The organism is Leifsonia sp. ZF2019, assembly GCF_019924635.1.
In the GTDB taxonomy this organism is placed as follows: Bacteria; Actinomycetota; Actinomycetes; order Actinomycetales; family Microbacteriaceae; genus Leifsonia.
Map to the genome: position 1 here is coordinate 2,452,993 of NZ_CP065037.1, position 18,156 is coordinate 2,471,148.

The 18,156-nt window shown below is 68.9% G+C and carries 15 protein-coding genes; 3 read left to right on the forward strand and 12 right to left on the reverse strand.

Annotation, left to right across the window (positions count from 1 at the left end):
- Positions 1-43: 43 nt before the first annotated feature.
- A complete protein-coding gene (locus tag IT072_RS12025) occupies positions 44-3,013 on the forward strand; it encodes a glycoside hydrolase family 2 TIM barrel-domain containing protein (RefSeq protein ID WP_223356896.1) in 2,970 nt (989 codons plus the stop codon).
- A gap of 86 nt (positions 3,014-3,099) precedes the next feature.
- Here the strand turns inward: IT072_RS12025 and IT072_RS12030 are convergent, their stop codons facing one another.
- The 11 genes from IT072_RS12030 to dut all read right to left on the reverse strand — a co-directional run bounded on the left by IT072_RS12030 (position 3,100) and on the right by dut (position 16,026).
- Complete coding sequence (locus IT072_RS12030) at positions 3,100-4,080, reverse strand: aldo/keto reductase (RefSeq protein ID WP_223356898.1); 981 nt, start codon at positions 4,078-4,080, stop codon at positions 3,100-3,102.
- Positions 4,077-4,463 (reverse strand): MerR family transcriptional regulator, encoded by a 387-nt coding sequence (locus IT072_RS12035; protein ID WP_223356899.1) that lies wholly within the window; start codon positions 4,461-4,463, stop codon positions 4,077-4,079. Before IT072_RS12035 ends, IT072_RS12030 begins: the two co-directional genes overlap by 4 nt.
- 50 nt (positions 4,464-4,513) lie before the next feature.
- Positions 4,514-5,248 (reverse strand): ABC transporter permease, encoded by a 735-nt coding sequence (locus IT072_RS12040; RefSeq protein WP_223356900.1) that lies wholly within the window; start codon positions 5,246-5,248, stop codon positions 4,514-4,516.
- Complete coding sequence (locus IT072_RS12045; protein WP_223356901.1) at positions 5,245-5,964, reverse strand: ABC transporter ATP-binding protein; 720 nt, start codon at positions 5,962-5,964, stop codon at positions 5,245-5,247. Before IT072_RS12045 ends, IT072_RS12040 begins: the two co-directional genes overlap by 4 nt.
- Entirely contained in the window at positions 5,957-6,352 is a 396-nt protein-coding gene (locus IT072_RS12050) for a hypothetical protein (protein ID WP_223356902.1), read from the reverse strand. The genes IT072_RS12045 and IT072_RS12050 overlap by 8 nt, the downstream gene beginning before the upstream one ends.
- A 310-nt stretch (positions 6,353-6,662) precedes the next feature.
- Positions 6,663-8,600 (reverse strand): 1-deoxy-D-xylulose-5-phosphate synthase, encoded by a 1,938-nt coding sequence (gene dxs, locus IT072_RS12055; protein WP_223356907.1) that lies wholly within the window; start codon positions 8,598-8,600, stop codon positions 6,663-6,665.
- 78 nt (positions 8,601-8,678) lie between these two features.
- Entirely contained in the window at positions 8,679-11,555 is a 2,877-nt protein-coding gene (gene acnA, locus IT072_RS12060; RefSeq protein ID WP_442786759.1) for an aconitate hydratase AcnA, read from the reverse strand.
- Positions 11,556-11,646: 91 nt separating this feature from the next.
- The gene (locus IT072_RS12065) at positions 11,647-14,022 is read right to left on the reverse strand and encodes an HAD-IC family P-type ATPase (RefSeq protein ID WP_223356911.1); all 2,376 of its coding nucleotides are present in this window, start codon (positions 14,020-14,022) and stop codon (positions 11,647-11,649) included.
- Positions 14,023-14,044: 22 nt separating this feature from the next.
- Positions 14,045-14,881: a DUF3159 domain-containing protein gene (locus IT072_RS12070; protein ID WP_223356913.1), complete on the reverse strand. Its 837-nt coding sequence runs from the start codon at positions 14,879-14,881 to the stop codon at positions 14,045-14,047.
- 6 nt (positions 14,882-14,887) lie between these two features.
- Positions 14,888-15,571, reverse strand: coding sequence for a DUF3710 domain-containing protein (locus tag IT072_RS12075; protein WP_223356914.1), 684 nt, complete (start codon positions 15,569-15,571; stop codon positions 14,888-14,890).
- Positions 15,568-16,026 (reverse strand): dUTP diphosphatase, encoded by a 459-nt coding sequence (gene dut, locus IT072_RS12080; protein WP_223356917.1) that lies wholly within the window; start codon positions 16,024-16,026, stop codon positions 15,568-15,570. Before dut ends, IT072_RS12075 begins: the two co-directional genes overlap by 4 nt.
- A 39-nt stretch (positions 16,027-16,065) precedes the next feature.
- On the opposite strand from dut, the gene IT072_RS12085 reads away from it, so the two are divergent.
- Positions 16,066-16,512 (forward strand): DUF3093 domain-containing protein, encoded by a 447-nt coding sequence (locus IT072_RS12085; protein ID WP_223356919.1) that lies wholly within the window; start codon positions 16,066-16,068, stop codon positions 16,510-16,512.
- Positions 16,513-16,529: 17 nt separating this feature from the next.
- Here IT072_RS12085 and IT072_RS12090 read toward each other — a convergent pair whose 3' ends face one another.
- Positions 16,530-16,823: a DUF4193 domain-containing protein gene (locus IT072_RS12090; protein ID WP_039920738.1), complete on the reverse strand. Its 294-nt coding sequence runs from the start codon at positions 16,821-16,823 to the stop codon at positions 16,530-16,532.
- A gap of 206 nt (positions 16,824-17,029) precedes the next feature.
- On the opposite strand from IT072_RS12090, the gene sepH reads away from it, so the two are divergent.
- On the forward strand, positions 17,030-18,148 hold the full coding sequence (sepH, locus tag IT072_RS12095) for a septation protein SepH (protein WP_223356922.1): 1,119 nt from the start codon (positions 17,030-17,032) through the stop codon (positions 18,146-18,148).
- Positions 18,149-18,156: the final 8 nt, after the last annotated feature.

Here is an 18,156-nt window from a genome sequence, read left to right on the forward strand (position 1 = left end):
CGGCTAACGTCGATGCTAGTCCACACCGAAGGAGCCGAGACCCGTGCTGAGCCCGTCCTACCTCTCCGACACCGCACCCGGCCGGGGCGCACGGCGCGCACCCCGCTCGTGGCTCGCGAGCGACGCCCCCACCCTCTCGCTGAACGGCACCTGGCGCTTCCGCCTCTCCCCCACGGCCGGCCTGGACGACGCGATCGCCGCGCCCGACTTCGACGACGGCGGCTGGGGCACGATCCCCGTTCCCTCCCACTGGGTGCTCGAGGGGGACGGCGCCCACGGCCTCCCGATCTACACGAACGTGCAGTACCCGTTCCCGCTCGACCCTCCGCACGTTCCGGACGAGAACCCGACCGGCGACTACCGGCGCACGTTCGTCCTCCCCTCCGACTGGCCCGCCGACGCCGCCCTGGTGCTGCGGTTCGACGGCGTCGAGTCGATGTACCGCGTGTGGCTCAACGGTGCCGAGGTCGGGATCGGCACCGGCAGCCGGCTCGCGCAGGAGTTCGAGGTCACCGACCTCGTGCGGACCGGCGAGAACGTCCTCGTCGTGCGCGTCCACCAGTGGTCGGCCGCCAGCTATCTCGAGGATCAGGACCAGTGGTGGCTGCCGGGCATCTTCCGCGACGTCACACTGGCGGCCCGGCCGGCGGACGGTCTCGACGACGTCTGGCTGCGGACCGGATGGGCGGAGGGCGCGGGCTGGATCGACGCCGAGATCACCGCGAGCGCCTCGGCGTTCCCCGTGACCCTGCGCATCCCGGAGCTCGGCGTCGAGACGGTGTGGGCCGAGCCGGACGACGTCGCACGGGTCGAGCTCGCCGCGGTCGATCCGTGGACGGCCGAGACCCCGCGTCTCTACGCCGCGTCGGTGGAGGCCGCCGGCGAGACCGCCATCCTGCGCACTGGATTCCGCACCGTCGAGATCCGCGGCGACCGCTTCCTCGTCAACGGGGAACGCGTCGTCTTCCACGGGATGAACCGGCACGAGGCGCATCCCGAGCGCGGCCGCGTCTTCGACGAGGAGCACGCCCGCGAGGATCTGGCCCGCATGAAGCGGTTCAACGTCAACGCCATCCGCACCAGCCACTACCCGCCGCATCCCCGCCTGCTCGATCTGGCCGACGAGCTCGGGTTCTGGGTGATCCTCGAGTGCGACCTCGAGACCCACGGATTCGAGTGCGCGGCCTGGGTGGGCAACCCGAGCGACGACCCCGCGTGGCGCGACGCCTATCTCGACCGGATCAAACGGACGGTCGAACGCGACAAGAACCACCCGAGCATCGTGATGTGGTCGCTCGGCAACGAGTCGGGCACGGGAGCGAACCTCGCCGCGATGTCGGCGTGGGTGCACGCCCGCGACACCGGCCGTCCGGTGCACTACGAGGGCGACTACACCGGCGAGTACACCGACGTCTACTCGCGCATGTACTCCACCGTGCCCGAGACCGAGCAGATCGGCACGGACGGATCGACCGCTCCGCTGCTCGGCTGCACACCCGCGCAGGGCGCGCGCCAGCGCACCAAGCCGTTCATCCTCTGCGAGTACGTCCACGCGATGGGCAACGGTCCGGGTGCCATCGACCAGTACGAAGCCCTGGTGGATGCGCATCCGCGCCTGCACGGCGGCTTCGTGTGGGAGTGGCGCGACCACGGCATCCTGACGCGCACGGCGGACGGCACGCCGTTCTACGCGTACGGCGGCGACTTCGGGGAGGTCGTGCACGACGGCAACTTCGTCATGGACGGCATGGTCCTGAGCGACGACACCCCGACCCCGGGCCTGCACGAATACGCGGCCGTGGTCGCGCCCGTGCGCTTCGCGTTCGACGCCGACGGCCCCGGCGTCACCATCGAGAACCGCCGGCACACCGCCTCCACCGCGGATCTGCGGTTCACCTGGCGGCTGGAGGCCGACGGGCGTGCTGTGGACGGCGGCGCCCTGCCCGTTCCGGAGATCGCCGCGGGCTCCTCCGTCCGCGTCGCCCTCCCGGAGCTCACCCCGCGCGTCGGCGTGGAGAACTGGCTGACGGTGGAGGCGGTGCTCGCCGCCGCGACCGCCTGGGCGCCCGAGGGGCACATCGTCGCATCCGCCCAGTCCGATCGGACACCCGCCGCACTGCCGGCGCCGACCGCACCGCGGATCACCGGTTGGCGCGACGCCGAGGGGACGCTCTCCCTCGGCCCCGCGGCCTTCGAGTCCGGTCGCCTGGTGCGCCTCGCCGGTCGCCGCGTGGACGGACCGCGGCTCGAGCTGTTTCGCGCCCCCACAGACAACGACGAAGGCGGCGCCTTCAGCGACCCGACCGGGAGCGACGGGAGCGTCGCCGGCGTCTCCAGCGCCTCGCTGTGGCGCTCGCAGGGCCTCGACCGGCTCGTCCACCGGCTCGTCGCGGTCCAGGAGGCTCCGGGAGCGCTGCGGACCGTCACCCGCGTCTCGGCCGCGAATGCGGCGCTCTCGGTCAGCGTGGAGACGGTGTGGGCGCTCGTCGGGGCGAGCCTCGAGCTCCGCGTCGAGATCGAGCCGTCCGCCGGCTGGTCCACTGTGTGGCCTCGCATCGGCGTCCGCTTCGACCTGCCCGACGACGACGCGCCCGTCACCGACGCCGAGTGGTTCGGGCTCGGACCGCTCGAGTCGTACCCGGACAGCCTCCGGGCGGCCCGGGTCGGGCGGTACACGGCGACGATCGACGGGTTGTCGGTCCCGTACGCCCGCCCGCAGGAGACCGGTCACCGCTCGGCCGTGCGCGAGCTGGTGCTCGGCCCCCTCCGGCTCCACGCCCTCCCGGACACCCGCGGCCGTCTCCCGGGCTTCGTGCTCACCCGCCACACTCCCCAGGAGATCGCCGCGGCCGGGCACCCGCACGAGCTTCCGGTCTCCCGCACGACGCACCTGTTCCTCGACGCCGCCCAGCACGGCCTGGGCTCGCGCGCCTGCGGGCCGGACGTGTGGCCCGCGTTCTCCCTCCGCCCCGAGGCGCGCACCCTCCGGGTCCGCTTCAGCACGCTGCCCTGACGACAGCGGGGTCGCGAAACGCCGCTTCGAGCGTCTCGAAGCGGCGTTTCGCGACCCCTGGTTGCGGGGAGGGATTCAGGAGGGATTCAGCGGTTGAGCGGCGTCATGTCCGCGTAGCGGTCGCCGACCGGCGCGGCGACAGCGTCGAGTCGCTCGATCTGCTCCGGGCTGAGCTGGACCTCGGTCGCCTCGACGTTCTGCTCCAGGTTCTCCACCCGACGCGTTCCGGGGATCGGGACGATGTCGTCGCCCTTCGCGAGCAGCCACGCGAGCGCGACCTGCCCGGCCCTCGCGCCGACCTCGCGCGCGACGGCGTCAACCTGCTCGACGATCCGGATGTTCGCCTCCAGGTTGTCACCCTCGAAACGCGGGTTGAATCGGCGGAAGTCGTCCTCCGAGAGTTCGTCGAGCGAACGGATGGTGCCCGTCAGGAAGCCGCGGCCGAGCGGCGAGTACGGCACGAAGCCGATGCCGAGCTCACGCACGGTCGGCAGCACCGCCTCCTCCGGGTCGCGCGTCCAGAGCGAGTACTCGGTCTGGACAGCCGTCACGGGATGCACGGCGTTCGCGCGCCGGATGGTCTCCGGGGCTGCCTCCGAGAGTCCGTAGTGGAGGATCTTGCCCTCCTCGATGAGCTCCTTGAGCGCGCCGACGGTCTCCTCGATCGGAGTCCCCGGGTCCATCCGGTGCTGGTAGTAGAGATCGATGCGGTCGGTGCCCAGTCGCTTCAGCGACCCCTCGACGGAGAGCCGCACGTTCTCGGCCGAGCCGTCGAGTCCGCGCTCGTCCTTCTGCCGGTGCAGGATGGTGCCGAACTTGGTGGCGATGACGACCTGATCGCGCCGGCCGTCGGCGAAGGCGCGCGCCAGGAGCTCCTCGTTCGCGTAGGGCCCGTAGATCTCGGCTGTGTCGAAGAACGTCACGCCGAGATCGATCGCCCGGTGAAGGGTGCGGATCGAGCCAGCGTCGTCCTGTCCAGCGCCGGTGTAGAACGCGGACATCCCCATGCAGCCGAGGCCCAGCTGCGAGACCTCGAGCCGCTCGGTTCCGAGAGTGGTCTTCTTCATGCGTTCGTTCCTGCTTTCTTCTCGTAGAGACCGATCTTGTAGTCGATGGCCGCGAGACTCGCCGCCATCTCCTCGAGCTGCTGCGCCACCCCCATGCGGTGCAGGAGCAGCAGCTCCAGCCGTTCCGCGGTGGTGTCGTCGCCGCGCCGGGCGAGCTCCACGTACCGGCGCACAGTAGCGATCGGCATCGCGGTCGATCGCAGCTTCGTGAGGAACACGACCCAGGCGAGGTCGGCTTCCGAATAACGGCGGTGCGAGGACGAGGCACGCTCGACGGGACTCAGCATGAGACCTTCGCGCTCGTAATAGCGGAGGGTGTGCGTGGAGAGCCCGGTGCGCTCGGCGACGTCGGAGATGGACATCGCCGTGATGCTGTCGGTCATACCGCCACGATAAGACTTAGAGTGCGCTCCAAGTCAACCCGGCGACAGCCTCAGCGTTCGCTGGACACCCGCCCTGCGTTGCGCAGGAGTAGGACCGCTGCCACCATGAGCAGCGCCGCCCAGAGCGCTGCGAAGATCGCGTCACCCCACGCATCGCCACGGATCCATCCAACTTGGTAAGTGAGAGGATTCGCTGTCGACACGATCCGGGAGAACGCTGGCGCAGTCTCCAGCGAGTAGAAAAGCGGCGCAGACAGAACCACGGGCAGGGATGTCAGGACGACGATCATGTCCCTCTTGGCGTAGGACTGAATGCGCGATCCGACAGCTACACCCGCACCGATCCAGCCGATCGCGATGAGGACGGCGATCCCGAGCCAGCGGAGTGTCGACGAGCCGAACACATCCCAGCCGAAAGTCGCGAGGCCGCACAGTGCAACGAGGGTGATCTGGACCGCGAGCACCCCAAGGGTAAAGATCACGATACTGACCAGGTAGCCGACCACGGAGCCGCCCTGCAGCGTGTAGAGCGCGAAAACGCCCCACTTGCGATCATTCGCGACATCGCTCATCGCATTCGTCGCCGCACGAAATGCCAGGAAACAGCACATCCCGGCAAACGCGAATCGGCCGTAGCCGCTCGGATCGGCCATCCCACCGGCCACGCCCGGTACGAGGAACACGAAGTACGCCAGCGGCTCGATGAACTTAGCCAAATAGGAGAAACGCCAGTTCCAGAGGGAGAACACGTGGTACTTCGCAAGGCGCAGCGGTCGGGCGATCATGCAGCACCGCACAACGCTTCGTAGGCGTCCCACAGATCGTCCGATCCGCTGGATCGCCGGACGAAGTCGGCAACGGGTTCATCTGCAACGATGAGCCCACCCTTCAGCGCGATCACACGAGTGCAGAATGAGGCGAAGCGGGATGTCTCATGCGTGCTGATCAGGGCTGAAGCGCCCTCTGTTCGCCTCCGCTCCAGGTACTCGAAAACGATCCGGATCCCAGCGGGATCCAGTCCCGTCGTCGGCTCATCGAGGATCATCAAGCGCGGTTTTCCGATCAACGCTCGCGCGATCTGCGTCCTGCGAAGCTCTCCGCCGGAGAGAGTCTCCGCGGTTCGGGTGACATATTCGGTCAGATGCAGCGCGGTTGCGAGTTCGTCGAGGTCGCGTCGGAGTTCAGTGCACTGCACCGCACGTCTCATCTCGACGCCGAGTGTGATGTTCTGCTGCACGGTCAGGGACCAGTCGATGATTTCACGCTGAGGGCACCAACCGATCTCACCTGGGTCGACTGAGCGCTCGATGCTTCCGGTAGTAGGGCGCAACAGGCCACCGAGAACTTCGAACAGCGTCGATTTCCCTGCGCCGTTGTGACCGACGACCGCGATGAGCTCGCCTGGATGGACGACGAGTGAGACCGGACTCAGTGCAGGTTTGGGCCGGCCGGGATACATCTTGCTGATTTCGCGGGCCCGAAGAAGGGGTGATCTATCCATCGATCGCCTCCATGATTCTCTGGGCCACGTCTTCGACCGCGTCGGAGGATGATGTCGTCACGATGATCGTGCTCTTCGGGAGGAGACGTCGGGCGTCGAACGCCCGTGAGCGCGTGAACCACGAGAGTCGTATTCGCATGTCGACCTCTCGGAGGTCGAACGACTTCCCCTTCTGCAGCGCGACTACCGCGTCTAACCGTCCGCCGGGTGCATTGCCCGCGCCGAGGACATCGATGGGTCTGATCAATGCGACGAGTCCAGTATCCGGTGAGACAGTGACACGATGATCAGAGCTGTTGAGCATGTCGACGCGTGCGCGAAGTGTATTCCTCCGGAAGCCGAGAGGTGATTCATGCTTCAACACCGATTCTGTCTGCACGTCGAACACGGCAGTGGAATCGCTCACCAAGCGGCCGTCGAGCGAGCAAATGGCAATCCGGCGCCACGAGGCTGCTCTCCATCGCTTCCATGATTAGTCCTTGACATTTCACACCTTGAATCCCCAAGGTATGAAGTGAAACTACCGTTAAGTACGTTCCTATTCAAGGCAGAGTTCTCACCTCGTGCGGGCGCGCTCTATTCTCGAGCGGGGCGAACTGCTCCGCCCAGGGACCATGACATGTCGATCAGTCGGGCGAACCGTGCACCCTTGCAGCGAGCGCCCCTCCAGCGACATAGGTGCGCCGAAGTCGCTCGATCTACCCGTCCGCGTTGCGCCGGGTCAGCTCCTGCTCGGGCAACGGGCGTGCGATCGGCACGCGGCTGCCGAGCACCTGAGCCACGAGGTCGCGGGCGATCTTCTGGGCGGTCAGGCCGGCCTCGTCGAGGATCTCGTCACGGGTCGCGTGGTCGATGAACTCGTCGGGGAGGCCGAGCTCGTCGACCGCCGTGTCGATGCCGGCCTCGCGGAGGTCCTGGCGCACGCGGGTGCCGATGCCACCGACGCGGATGCCGTCCTCGATCGTGACGACGATGCGGTGCTCCGCCGCCAGCCCGAGCACGCTCTTCGGAACCGGGACGACCCAGCGCGGGTCGACGACCGTCGCACCGATGCCCTGAGCGGCGAGGCCATCGGCGACCTTGAGTGCGAGATCCGCCATCGGGCCGACGGCGACCAGCAGGACGTCCTTGCGGTCGTCGTCGCGCAGGACGTCGACGCCGTCCTCCAGGCGGTGGACGGCCGGGATGTCGGCCTGGACGCTGCCCTTCGGGAACCGCAGCACCGTGGGGCCGTCGTCCACGGCCACCGCCTCGGCGAGCTCCTCACGGAAGCGGGTGGCATCGCGCGGGGCGGCGAGGCGGATGCCGGGGACGACCTGCAGGATCGCGAGATCCCAGATTCCGTGGTGGCTCGGCCCGTCCGGACCGGTGACCCCGGCTCGGTCGAGCACGAACGTGACACCGGCCTTGTGCAGGGCGACGTCCATCAGCACCTGGTCGAAGGCACGGTTGATGAACGTCGCGTAGATCGCGACGACCGGGTGCAGGCCGCCGAAGGCGAGGCCCGCGGCGCTGGTGGCGGCGTGCTGCTCCGCGATGCCCACGTCGTGCACGCGGTCGGGGAAGCGCTCAGCGAATTTGTGCAGGCCCGTGGGCCGGAGCATGGCCGCGGTGATGCCGACGAGCTTCGGGTCCTTCTCGGCGAGCCGGACGATCTCGTCCGCGAAGACGCCCGTCCAGCTCGGCTTGCTGGAACTGTCGATCGGCTCCCCGGTCTCCGGATCGATCTGACCGACGGCGTGGAACTGGTCTGCGGCGTCGCGCAGAGCCGGCTCGTAGCCGCGCCCCTTCTGCGTGATCGCGTGCACGATGACGGGCGCGCCGTAGTTCTTCGCCTGCAGAAGGGCCTCCTGCATCGCCTGGATGTCGTGGCCGTGCACCGGTCCGATGTACTTGATGTCGAGGTTCGAGTAGAGCGCCTCGTTGTTCGAGAACCGGCTGAGGAAGCCGTGCAGGCCGCCGCGCACGCCGCGGTAGAACGAGCGGCCCGGGGCGCCGAGCTTGTCGAACGCGCGCTGGCTGGTGAGGTAGAGGCTCCGGTAGGCGCGCCGCGTGCGCACGGTGTTGAGGAACCGGGCCATGCCGCCGATCGTCGGCGCATAGGAGCGGCCGTTGTCGTTGACGACGATGATCAGCTTGCGGCTGTTGTCGTCGGAGATGTTGTTGAGGGCCTCCCACGTCATCCCGCCGGTGAGGGCGCCGTCGCCGACGACGGCGATGACGTGCCGGTCGGTCTGCCCGGTCATCTCGAAGGCGCGCGAGATGCCGTCCGCCCAGGAGAGCGACGACGACGCGTGCGAGCTCTCGACGATGTCGTGCTCGGACTCCGACCGCTGCGGGTAGCCCGCGAGGCCGCCCTTCTGGCGCAGCTGGGAGAAGTCCTGACGACCGGTCAGGAGCTTGTGCACGTACGACTGGTGCCCGGTGTCGAAGACGATGGCGTCGCGCGGCGAGTCGAAGACGCGGTGGATCGCGATCGTGGTCTCGACCACGCCGAGATTGGGGCCGAGGTGCCCGCCGGTCTTCGCCACGTTCGCGACCAGGAAGGCCCGCACTTCAGCGGCCAGCTGGTCGAGCTCCCGGTCCGTGAGCCGATCGAGATCGCGCGGCTCGTGGATCGTTTCGAGGATGCTCATGGATTCGAGTGTAGGGCCGTGGAATCGAGAGGAGGCTCGGAACCGGCGATTCCGAGCCTCCCCTTGACAACGGTCTGGTTACACCAGGCTCCGGAGCACATACTGCAGGATGCCGCCGTTGCGGTAGTAGTCGGCCTCACCCGGGGTGTCGATGCGGACGACCGCGTCGAACTCGACCGTCTGCTTGCCCGCGGGCGATTCGGAGCTCGGCTCGGCCACGACGCGGACGGTCTTCGGGGTCCGGCCCTCGTTGAGCTCCTCCAGGCCCGAGATGGAGACGACCTCGGTGCCGTCGAGGCCGAGCGACGCCCAGCTCTCGCCGGCCGGGAACTGCAGCGGGACGACACCCATGCCGATGAGGTTCGAGCGGTGGATACGCTCGAAGCTCTCGGTGATGACCGCGCGGACGCCCAGAAGGCTGGTGCCCTTCGCCGCCCAGTCGCGGGACGAGCCGGAACCGTACTCCTTGCCGCCGAAGATCACGAGCGGGGTGCCCTGCGCCTGGTAGTTCTGCGACGCGTCATAGATGAACGACTGCGGGCCGCCCTCCTGGGTGAAGTCGCGGGTGTAGCCGCCCTCCACGCCGTCGAGGAGCTGGTTCTTCAGGCGGATGTTCGCGAACGTTCCGCGGATCATGACCTCGTGGTTGCCGCGGCGCGAGCCGTAGGAGTTGAAGTCCTTGCGGTCGATGCCGTGCTCGTCCAGGTAGCGGCCGGCCGGGCTGTCGGCCTTGATGTTGCCGGCGGGGCTGATGTGGTCGGTGGTGACCGAGTCGCCCAGCTTCGCGAGCACCCGGGCGCCGGAGATGTCCGACACCGGCGTGGTCTCGAGCGTCATGCCGTCGAAGTACGGGGGCTTGCGCACGTAGGTCGACTTCTCGTCCCACTCGAAGACCGAGCCGGTCGGAGTCGGGAGCGACTTCCAGCGCTCGTCGCCCTCGAACACGCTCGCGTACTCGTGGGTGAACATGCCCTCGTTGATCGAGGAGTCGATGGTCTCCTGAACCTCTGCGGCATCCGGCCAGATGTCCTTGAGGAAGACGTCGTTGCCGTCCGCGTCCGTGCCGAGGGCGTCGGTCTCGAAGTCGAAGTTCATCGACCCGGCCAGAGCGTACGCGATGACCAGCGGCGGGCTCGCCAGGTAGTTCATCTTGACGTCGGGGTTGATGCGGCCCTCGAAGTTGCGGTTGCCCGAGAGGACGGCGGTGACCGCGAGGTCGCTGTCGTTCACGGCCTGCGAGATCTCGTCGAGCAGCGGGCCCGAGTTGCCGATGCAGGTGGTGCAGCCGTAGCCGACCGTGTAGAAGCCGAGGGCCTCGAGGTCCTTGGTGAGACCGGCCTTCTCGTAGTAGTCGGTGACGACCTTCGATCCCGGTGCGAGCGTGGTCTTGACCCACGGCTTCGACTTGAGGCCCTTCTTCGCCGCGTTGCGGGCGAGGAGTCCGGCCGCGAGCATGACCGACGGGTTCGAGGTGTTGGTGCACGAGGTGATCGCCGCGATCGCGACCGCGCCGTGGTCGATCACGAAGCTGTCGCCGCCCTCGGCCAGCGTGACGGGCGTCGGGTTCGACGCCGTCTTCGGCGCGTGGCTGTGGTGCGAGTGCGAGTGGATGCTCTGGGCGTCCTCCGGCTGCAGCTCTCCGGGGTCGGAGGCCGGGAACGACTCCGAGATCGTCAGGTCGACCAGATCGTGCGAGACGTCCGCGTAGTTGGTCAGGTCCTTCTCGAACTGGTCCTTCGCGTCGCTGAGCTCGATGCGGTCCTGCGGGCGCTTCGGGCCGGCGATCGAGGGGACGACCGTGGAGAGGTCGAGCTCGAGGTACTCGCTGAAGACCGGCTCGGTCTCCGGATCGTGCCACAGGCTCTGCGCCTTGGAGTACTCCTCGACGAGCTTCACCTGCTCCTCGCTGCGGCCGGTGAGGCGCAGGTAGTCGAGGGTCACGTCGTCGATCGGGAACGTGGCGGCGGTCGAGCCGAACTCGGGGCTCATGTTGCCGATGGTGGCGCGGTTCGCGAGGGGCACCTCGGCGACGCCCGCTCCGTAGAACTCGACGAACTTGCCGACGACACCGTGCTTGCGGAGCATCTCGGTGATCGTGAGCACGACGTCGGTCGCGGTGACGCCGGTCGGGATGGCGCCGCTCAGCTTGAAGCCGACCACCTTGGGGATGAGCATGGAGACGGGCTGGCCGAGCATCGCCGCCTCGGCCTCGATTCCGCCGACGCCCCAGCCGAGCACGCCCAGGCCGTTGACCATCGTGGTGTGCGAGTCGGTGCCGACGCAGGTGTCCGGGTAGGCGAGCAGCTCGCCGCCGACCTCGCGGGTCATGGTGACGCGGGCCAGGTACTCGATGTTCACCTGGTGCACGATGCCGGTTCCCGGCGGCACGACCTTGAAGTCGTCGAACGCGGTCTGGCCCCAGCGGAGGAACTGGTAGCGCTCCCCGTTGCGCTCGTATTCGATGTCCGTGTTGCGCTCGAGCGCGTCCGCCTGCCCGAAGAGGTCGGCGATGACGGAGTGGTCGATGACCATCTCGGCCGGCGCGAGCGGGTTGATCTTCTTCGGGTCGCCGCCGAGCGCCGAGACGGCCTCGCGCATCGTGGCGAGGTCGACGATGCAGGGCACGCCGGTGAAGTCCTGCATGATGACGCGGGCCGGGGTGAACTGGATCTCCGTGTCCGGCTCGGCCGTGGGGTCCCACGAGCCGAGGGCGCGGATGTGGTCGGCGGTGATGTTGGCGCCGTCCTCGGTGCGGAGGAGGTTCTCCAGCAGCACCTTGAGGCTGAACGGCAGCTTCTCGTAGCCGTCGACGGTGTCGATCCGGAAGATCGTGTAGTCCTTGTCGCCGACGCTCAGGGTGCTCTTCGCACCGAAGCTGCCGAACGCGGAACCTGTAGTGGCTGACACGTTGCCCTCTCCTTCATCGGCAGGCGCTGTCACGCGAGCCGCATCCATCTTGGTTGTCCGTCGAAGCGTGTTTCCAGCAAGGTAAGCCTAAGTCGTCGGCGACCGGATTTATCTTGACGTCAAGATAAATCTACCACGTTCACTGCCGGTCGAAGACCAGGCCGCGCTCCCTGGCGAACCGGTAGAACAGCTCGATCCCCGCCGCTCCGACGGCACCGACCGCGATGCCCCACGCCAGTCCCCACGACAGGCTCAGGTGCATCTGGAAGAACTCGGCGGTGAACGGGATCGCGCACACCAGGACGAACGCTCCGGCGACCGCTCCGAGGAGCGCCCAGCGTGGGCCGCTCAAGGGCCGGGTGAGCACGCACAGTATCCAGAGCGACACGCAGAAGAGCGTGACCGTCGCGATGCTGCGCGCCTCGTGCAGCGGCAGCGTTCGGTGGATGGGGGCGTACGCGACCACGGCCGCGAGTCCCGCGATCACGCCGGTCGGCACCGAGTATTTCAGGATGCGCGGCAGCACGCCGGGCGTGTAGATGCGCCGGTTGGGCGCCAGCGCAAGGAAGAACGACGGTATCCCGATCGCCAGCGACGACACCAGCGTCATCTGCCGCGGAAGGAACGGGAACGGCCACAGCAGCACCGCGCTGACGAGGGCGAGCAGGATGCCGTAGACGGTCTTCGCGAGGAAGAGGTTCGACACCCGCTCGACGTTCGCGATGACACGGCGCCCGGAGGCCAGCACGCCCGGGAGACGGTCGAAGCGGTTGTCGAGGAGCACGAGTCGCGAAACAGCCTTCGTCGCGGCGGTCGCCGAGCCCATCGCGATCCCGAGATTCGCGTCCTTGATCGCCATCGCGTCGTTCACACCGTCGCCCGTCATCGCGACCGTCCGCCCCTGCGCCCGCAACAGGCCGACCGCGGTGCGCTTCTGCTCGGGGCTGACCCGCCCGAGCACGTTCGCGGTGCGCAGGGCGGTCTCCAGCTCCTCGTCCGTCGTGAGAGCGGACGCGTCCACTGCGGCGCCGTCGAGGCGCAGCTCACGTGCGATGGCACCCACCGTCACCGGGTTGTCCCCCGACATCACGACCACGCGTACGTCCTGCTCGGCGAAGTAGCCCAGCGTGTCGCGAGCCTCCGGCCGCAGCGTCTCCCCCAGGATCACCAGGCTCGCGGGCACGAGCGCGAGACCGGTGAGCGCGATCTGCGCGCCCTCGGGCAGCGCCGACGACGCCCGGGCGAGCGCCAGCGTCCGCCGACCGGTCGCGGCGATCTCCGTCGCGCGGGCGAGCTCGGCCGGGTGGTCCGCGAGGACGCGTTCCGGGGCGCCGAGCACCCAGGAGGTCTCCTCGCCGGCGATGCGGACGACCACTCCGCTGTACTTGGTCGCCGAGCTGAACGGGACGCGCCGCACGACCGTGTAGGCGTCGCTCCGGAACCGGTCGGCGAGGATCCCCGCCGTCGCGTTCCCCGCATCGTCGGCGCCGAACGCCGCGAGGGCGATCTCCGACTGCTCGTGGGGGACGGTGTCGCCGAGGTGCATGGTCCCCTCGAGCTCCAGCTCGCCGCTCGTCAGGGTGCCCGTCTTGTCGAGGCAGAGCACGTCGACACGGGCGAGCACCTCCACGGCCGCCAGCTCCTGCACCAGCACCTTGCGGGAGGCGAGCTGGATGGCCGCCACGCCGAACGCGAGGCTGGTGAGGAGGACGAGCCCTTCCGGGATCATGCCGACCACGGCCGCGACCGCGTCGATCAGCGCCCGCCGCCAGCGCGCGTCGACGAACAGCTCGCCGAAGCCGCCGTACGCGAGAACACGACCGACGAGCGTGATGAGGATGATCGGGCCGAGGATCCACGACAGGTAGACCAGGATGCGGTTCGTCGCATCGCGCAGCTCGGAGTGCACCAGCGAATGCCGCTTGATCTCGCTCGTGAGCTTGCTCGCGTACGAGTCGGCGCCCACGGCCGTGACGAGGGCGTAGCCGGTGCCGGTGACGACGTGCGAGCCCGACAGGAGCTGCGCGCCGTCGTCCTTGAACACGGGATCGGACTCGCCCGTCAGCAACGACTCGTCGAGCGCGAGGCCCGTGCTCTCCACCACGACGGCGTCCGCCGGGATCTGATCGCCCGGGCGCAGCACGAGCAGATCGTCGAGCACGACGTCCTCGAGGGGGACGGCGACCACCGCCCCGTCCCGGCGCACCCGGCTCTCCGGAGCGGCGAGCAGGGCGGCGCGGTCGAGCACGAGCTTGGCGCGCACCTCCTGCACGATCCCGATGAGGGCGTTGGCGACGACCACTCCGTAGAAGAAGCCGTCCCGCAGGTCGCCGAGCAGCAGCACCGCCACGAAGCAGACCGTGAGGATCCCGTTGAAGAGCGTGACGATGTTCTCGCGCAGGATGTCGCCGATCGAGCGGGAGCTCGTCTGACGCTGCGCGTTGTGTCGGCCGTCCGCGCGGCGTTCCGCCACCTGGGCCGCGCTCAGGCCGTCTCCCACGCGCGCGTCGGTCATGCGTCCCCCGGGGTGCCTCTGCCTAGGTGTCCGCCGGTGTGGGCGGGATCTCCCGCGGCGGGTTCTTCTGCGAGGGGGTCGTGCCCTGCCGGGTCTGCTGCGGGAACTGCCCACGCACGACGAAGTAGGTCACCAGCAGGAGCGGTGCGTACAGCGGCACGCCCATCAGAAGCTTGGTGAGCGCCAGTGCGCTCGTCGCCTCCGGCGTGTGTGCCAGATAGAGCGGGACCTGCACCAGCAGCCGGGCTGCGAAGAGCAGGAACCAGAGGAAGGTGAGCGCCTGCATCACCCGGAACTTCGACTTCACCCCGCGCCACGCGAGGCCGTCGCCCATGAGGTACCCCGCAGCGAGGCCGATGAGCGGCCACCGCACCAGGATCGAGATCAGCAGCGCGGCGCCGTATGCGGCATTGGTCCAGATGCCGAGCAGGAAGTTGTCCTCGCCGCGACCGGTGATCAGCGCGAGGATCGCCGAGACGCCGACGCCGATCAGGCCCGCGATCGCCTGCGTGACGGGCGTCTTGCCGGCGATGCGGACGATGGTGAAGACGACCGCGACCAGCACGGAGGCGCCGATCGAGAGCGGCACGTTCTCGGTGAACGTGAAGAGGATGAGGAACACGAGCCCCGGCAGGATGGTCTCCGCAAGTCCGCGCACCCCGCCCAGCGCGCCGAGCAGTGCGGCGCCGGTGGGGGCCTCCCCTTCGGCGAGCTGGCCGAGACCCGACGTGCGCGCCGCGCGCGCGAGGCTCGCGCCGACGCTCGCAGCCACCTCGTCGCGCTGCGTCGCGTCGCCCGGCGTCGTCTCGTCGTTCGGGGTCTCGTCACGCGGGGTCTCCCGCGGGTCGTGCTCTGCCATGCGTTCCTAAAGAGAGGTGTAGCTGTTGTCCGTGCCGCCGGCCGACGGCGCGGCCGGCATCCGCAGCGGGATGAGGTCGCGCGGGGGCATCGGCACCGAGCCGCGGACGACCACGATGCTGCGGAAGAGATCTTCGACGAGCGCGGCCGCCTCGGGCTGGATGGCCGCGTCCCCGGCGATCACGCCGCGCAGGAACCAGCGGGGCCCGTCGACGCCGACGAAGCGCGCCACCCGGGTCTCGCCCGGCTTGCCCTGCGGGGCGGCAACCGGGATCTCGGCGATCAGCTCGGGCCCGAACACGCCGTCCCGCTCACTGATCCGGCCGCCCTGGCGCTGCACCTGATCCGCGATCTGGCCACGGATCTCGTGCCAGAGCCCGCTGGAGCGGGGGGCGGCGAACGGCTGCACCTGGAGCGTCGATCCCGCGTAGTCCAAGCCGACCGCGACGACGCGCTGCGACTCCTCCTCCACCTCGAGACGCAGATGCAGTCCCTCGCGGGGCAGGATCTTCACGCCGCCCAGATCGACGTAGGGGCGGACCGGGTTGGCCTCGCTCTCGTCGAGCGGGCCCTCGGTCTCGCGGTCCTCGGGCGCCGACTTGGCGTCGTCGAGTGGCGCCTCCGGGGCGAGCTCGTCGGCGCCGGTCCCGGCCGCCTCGTTCTTCTCCGGGGTGCCGCTGGTGTCGCTCAAGCGTGTTCTCCTGACTGGGTCACGGTGTATCCGGACGAGCCGAAGCCCGCGGTGCCGCGGTGGCTCTCCGGAAGGGTGTCGACGGGGATGAACCGGGCACGCGTGACCGGCATGACGATCAGCTGGGCGATCCGGTCGCCGACGGCGATATCGTACGGCATCGACCTGTCCGTATTGAGGACGGTCACCCGGATCTCGCCGCGGTACCCCGCGTCGACGGTGCCCGGGGAGTTGACGATCGTGATGCCGTGCTTCATGGCGAGCCCGCTCCGCGGCACGACGAAGGCCGCGTATCCGTCGGGGAGGGCGATCGAGACGCCGGTCGCGACCGTGTGCCGCTGCCCGGGGGCCAGCGTCACCGCCTCCGCCGCGCACAGGTCGGCTCCGGCGTCGCCCGGGTGGGCGTAGGCAGGGAGGGTCGCGGCGATGATCGGAACGTCGACGGATTCGGTCACGTGTCGAGGGTAGTGCAGAAGTCTGATCGAATAGAGACCATGGACCTCTACCGTGAGCGGCTCTGGGCGACCCCCTGGCTCTTCGTCTCCACCCTGCTGATCATCCCCGCGGTGATGCTCGTGTTCGCCCCGATCAACTTCACGGTCGGGGTCGTGCTGGCGATCGTGTTCTATGTCGCGATCGTCGTGGCTCTGCTCGTCTCCGCACCGACGCTGCGCGTGACGAAGGAGGAGCTGATCGCCGGACACGCGCGCATCCCACTGTCGCTCACGGGCGATCCGGTCGCCTTCACCGGCGACGCCGCCACGCTCGAGCGCGGCCAGCGGCTCGACGCGCGCGCCTGGCTGCTCATCCGCGGCTGGATCAAGCCGGTCGTCAAGGTCCCGGTCGCCGACCTCGACGACCCGACGCCGTACTGGCTCCTCTCAACAAGAAACCCGGACCAGCTGGTCCGGGTTCTCGAGGAGGCTCGACTCACGTCGTGAGTCGCGGGGCGCGTCGCTCAGGCGGCGCACTCCACACAGATCGGCCCGAGCTTGCTCTCGTGGTCGATCTGCGAGCGATGCTTCACCAGGAAGCAGTTCACGCAGGTGAACTCGTCGGCCTGCGGAGGGAGCACCACGACATCGAGGTCGAGGTCCGACAGGTCGGCACCGGGGAGCTCGTAGCCGCCGGGGTTGTCGGCGTCCTCGACGTCGACAACGCCGGACATCTTGTCCGGAACTCGCTCCTTGAGGGCCTCGATCGACTCGGAGTCGTCCTCGGTCTTCCGCGGTGCGTCGTAATCCGTTGCCATGCCCATCCACTTCTCGTACGTAACGGCCGATTCTCGCAATCGGCGGCCATAGTTTGCATCAATCGCCAGGGAATAGCAAAACCACTCGGAAGCCTCTCAGCGATTGCGCAGGAGTCAACTTCCGGCACGCCCGGCGTATTCCCCGGATCGCCCCCGTTCCCGTGCCATCCTGGCCCGGTACGCACGCGAGTTCGGAAGGCATCCACATGCAGGATTTGAAGGTCATCGGGGTCGAGAACGGTGCGATCGTCGCCGTCGGCGACGACGGTGAGCGATTCCGCATCGCCGTCGACGACGCCCTGCAGTCGAAGATCCGCCAGGTGCGGCAGCAGGCGTCCGCAGAGAACGTCAAGCTGTCGCCGCGCGAGGTCCAGGCCCACATCCGCTCCGGCATGTCCGCGGAGGACGTCTCCGCCGTGACGGGCGCCCCGCTGGAGTACGTGCAGCGTTTCGAGGGCCCGATCGTCGCGGAACGGGAGCACATCGTGGCGAGCGCTCTCAGCGTGCCCGTGCGGACCGCCGTCGAGGTCGATCCTCTGGGCGACCCCGACACATTCGGCTCCGTCATCCGCGATCGTCTCGCCTCGCTGGGCGTCACGGGTGAGCGCTGGGCGAGCTGGAAGGACTCGGAGACCGGCTGGATCGTCAAGCTCGAGTTCACCGCCGACGAGATCGACCACGACGCGCGCTGGTCGTACGACGCGCGCAAGCACGGCCTCTCCCCCCTCAACTCGGAGGCGACGACGCTCTCCCAGGCCGGCGAGCTGCGCGGCGGCGCGCTGATCCCGCGGCTGCGGGCGGTACTGCCCGACGAGGGGGAGCCGGACACCTCGCGCTTCGACAGCGGCGCCTTCACTTTCCCGGAGCCCGTCGCCGACCTCCTCGGGCCCGAGATCACCACGCCGATCGAGCCGTTGACCACGGCACGTGCCGGCGCCAGCAACTCCATCTCCGTCTCCGCCATCAACCGGGCCGACGACGAGACCCCACGCGACCTGCACCAGACCGCCGACCTGCTGGAGGCGCTGCGCCGCCGCCGCGGCGAGCGCGAGGCCGCGACCTACGACGAGAAGCCGGAGACTCCCGCCTCCCCCGCCGCCCCGCGACCGGAGGACGCCGCCCTGGTATCGGCGCCCACGCCGTTCCGCATCGTGGACGAGGCGATCGGCGCGGTCGACCCCGCCTCCCCGATCGAGGAATCCGCTCCGGTGGTGACCTCCACGGAGCAGACCCCCGCCGGGGGCGGACGGCGCAAGGGTCGCGCCTCGATGCCGAGCTGGGACGAGATCGTCTTCGGCGCGCGCACGGACGACGACCTGGCCTGACCGGCCGA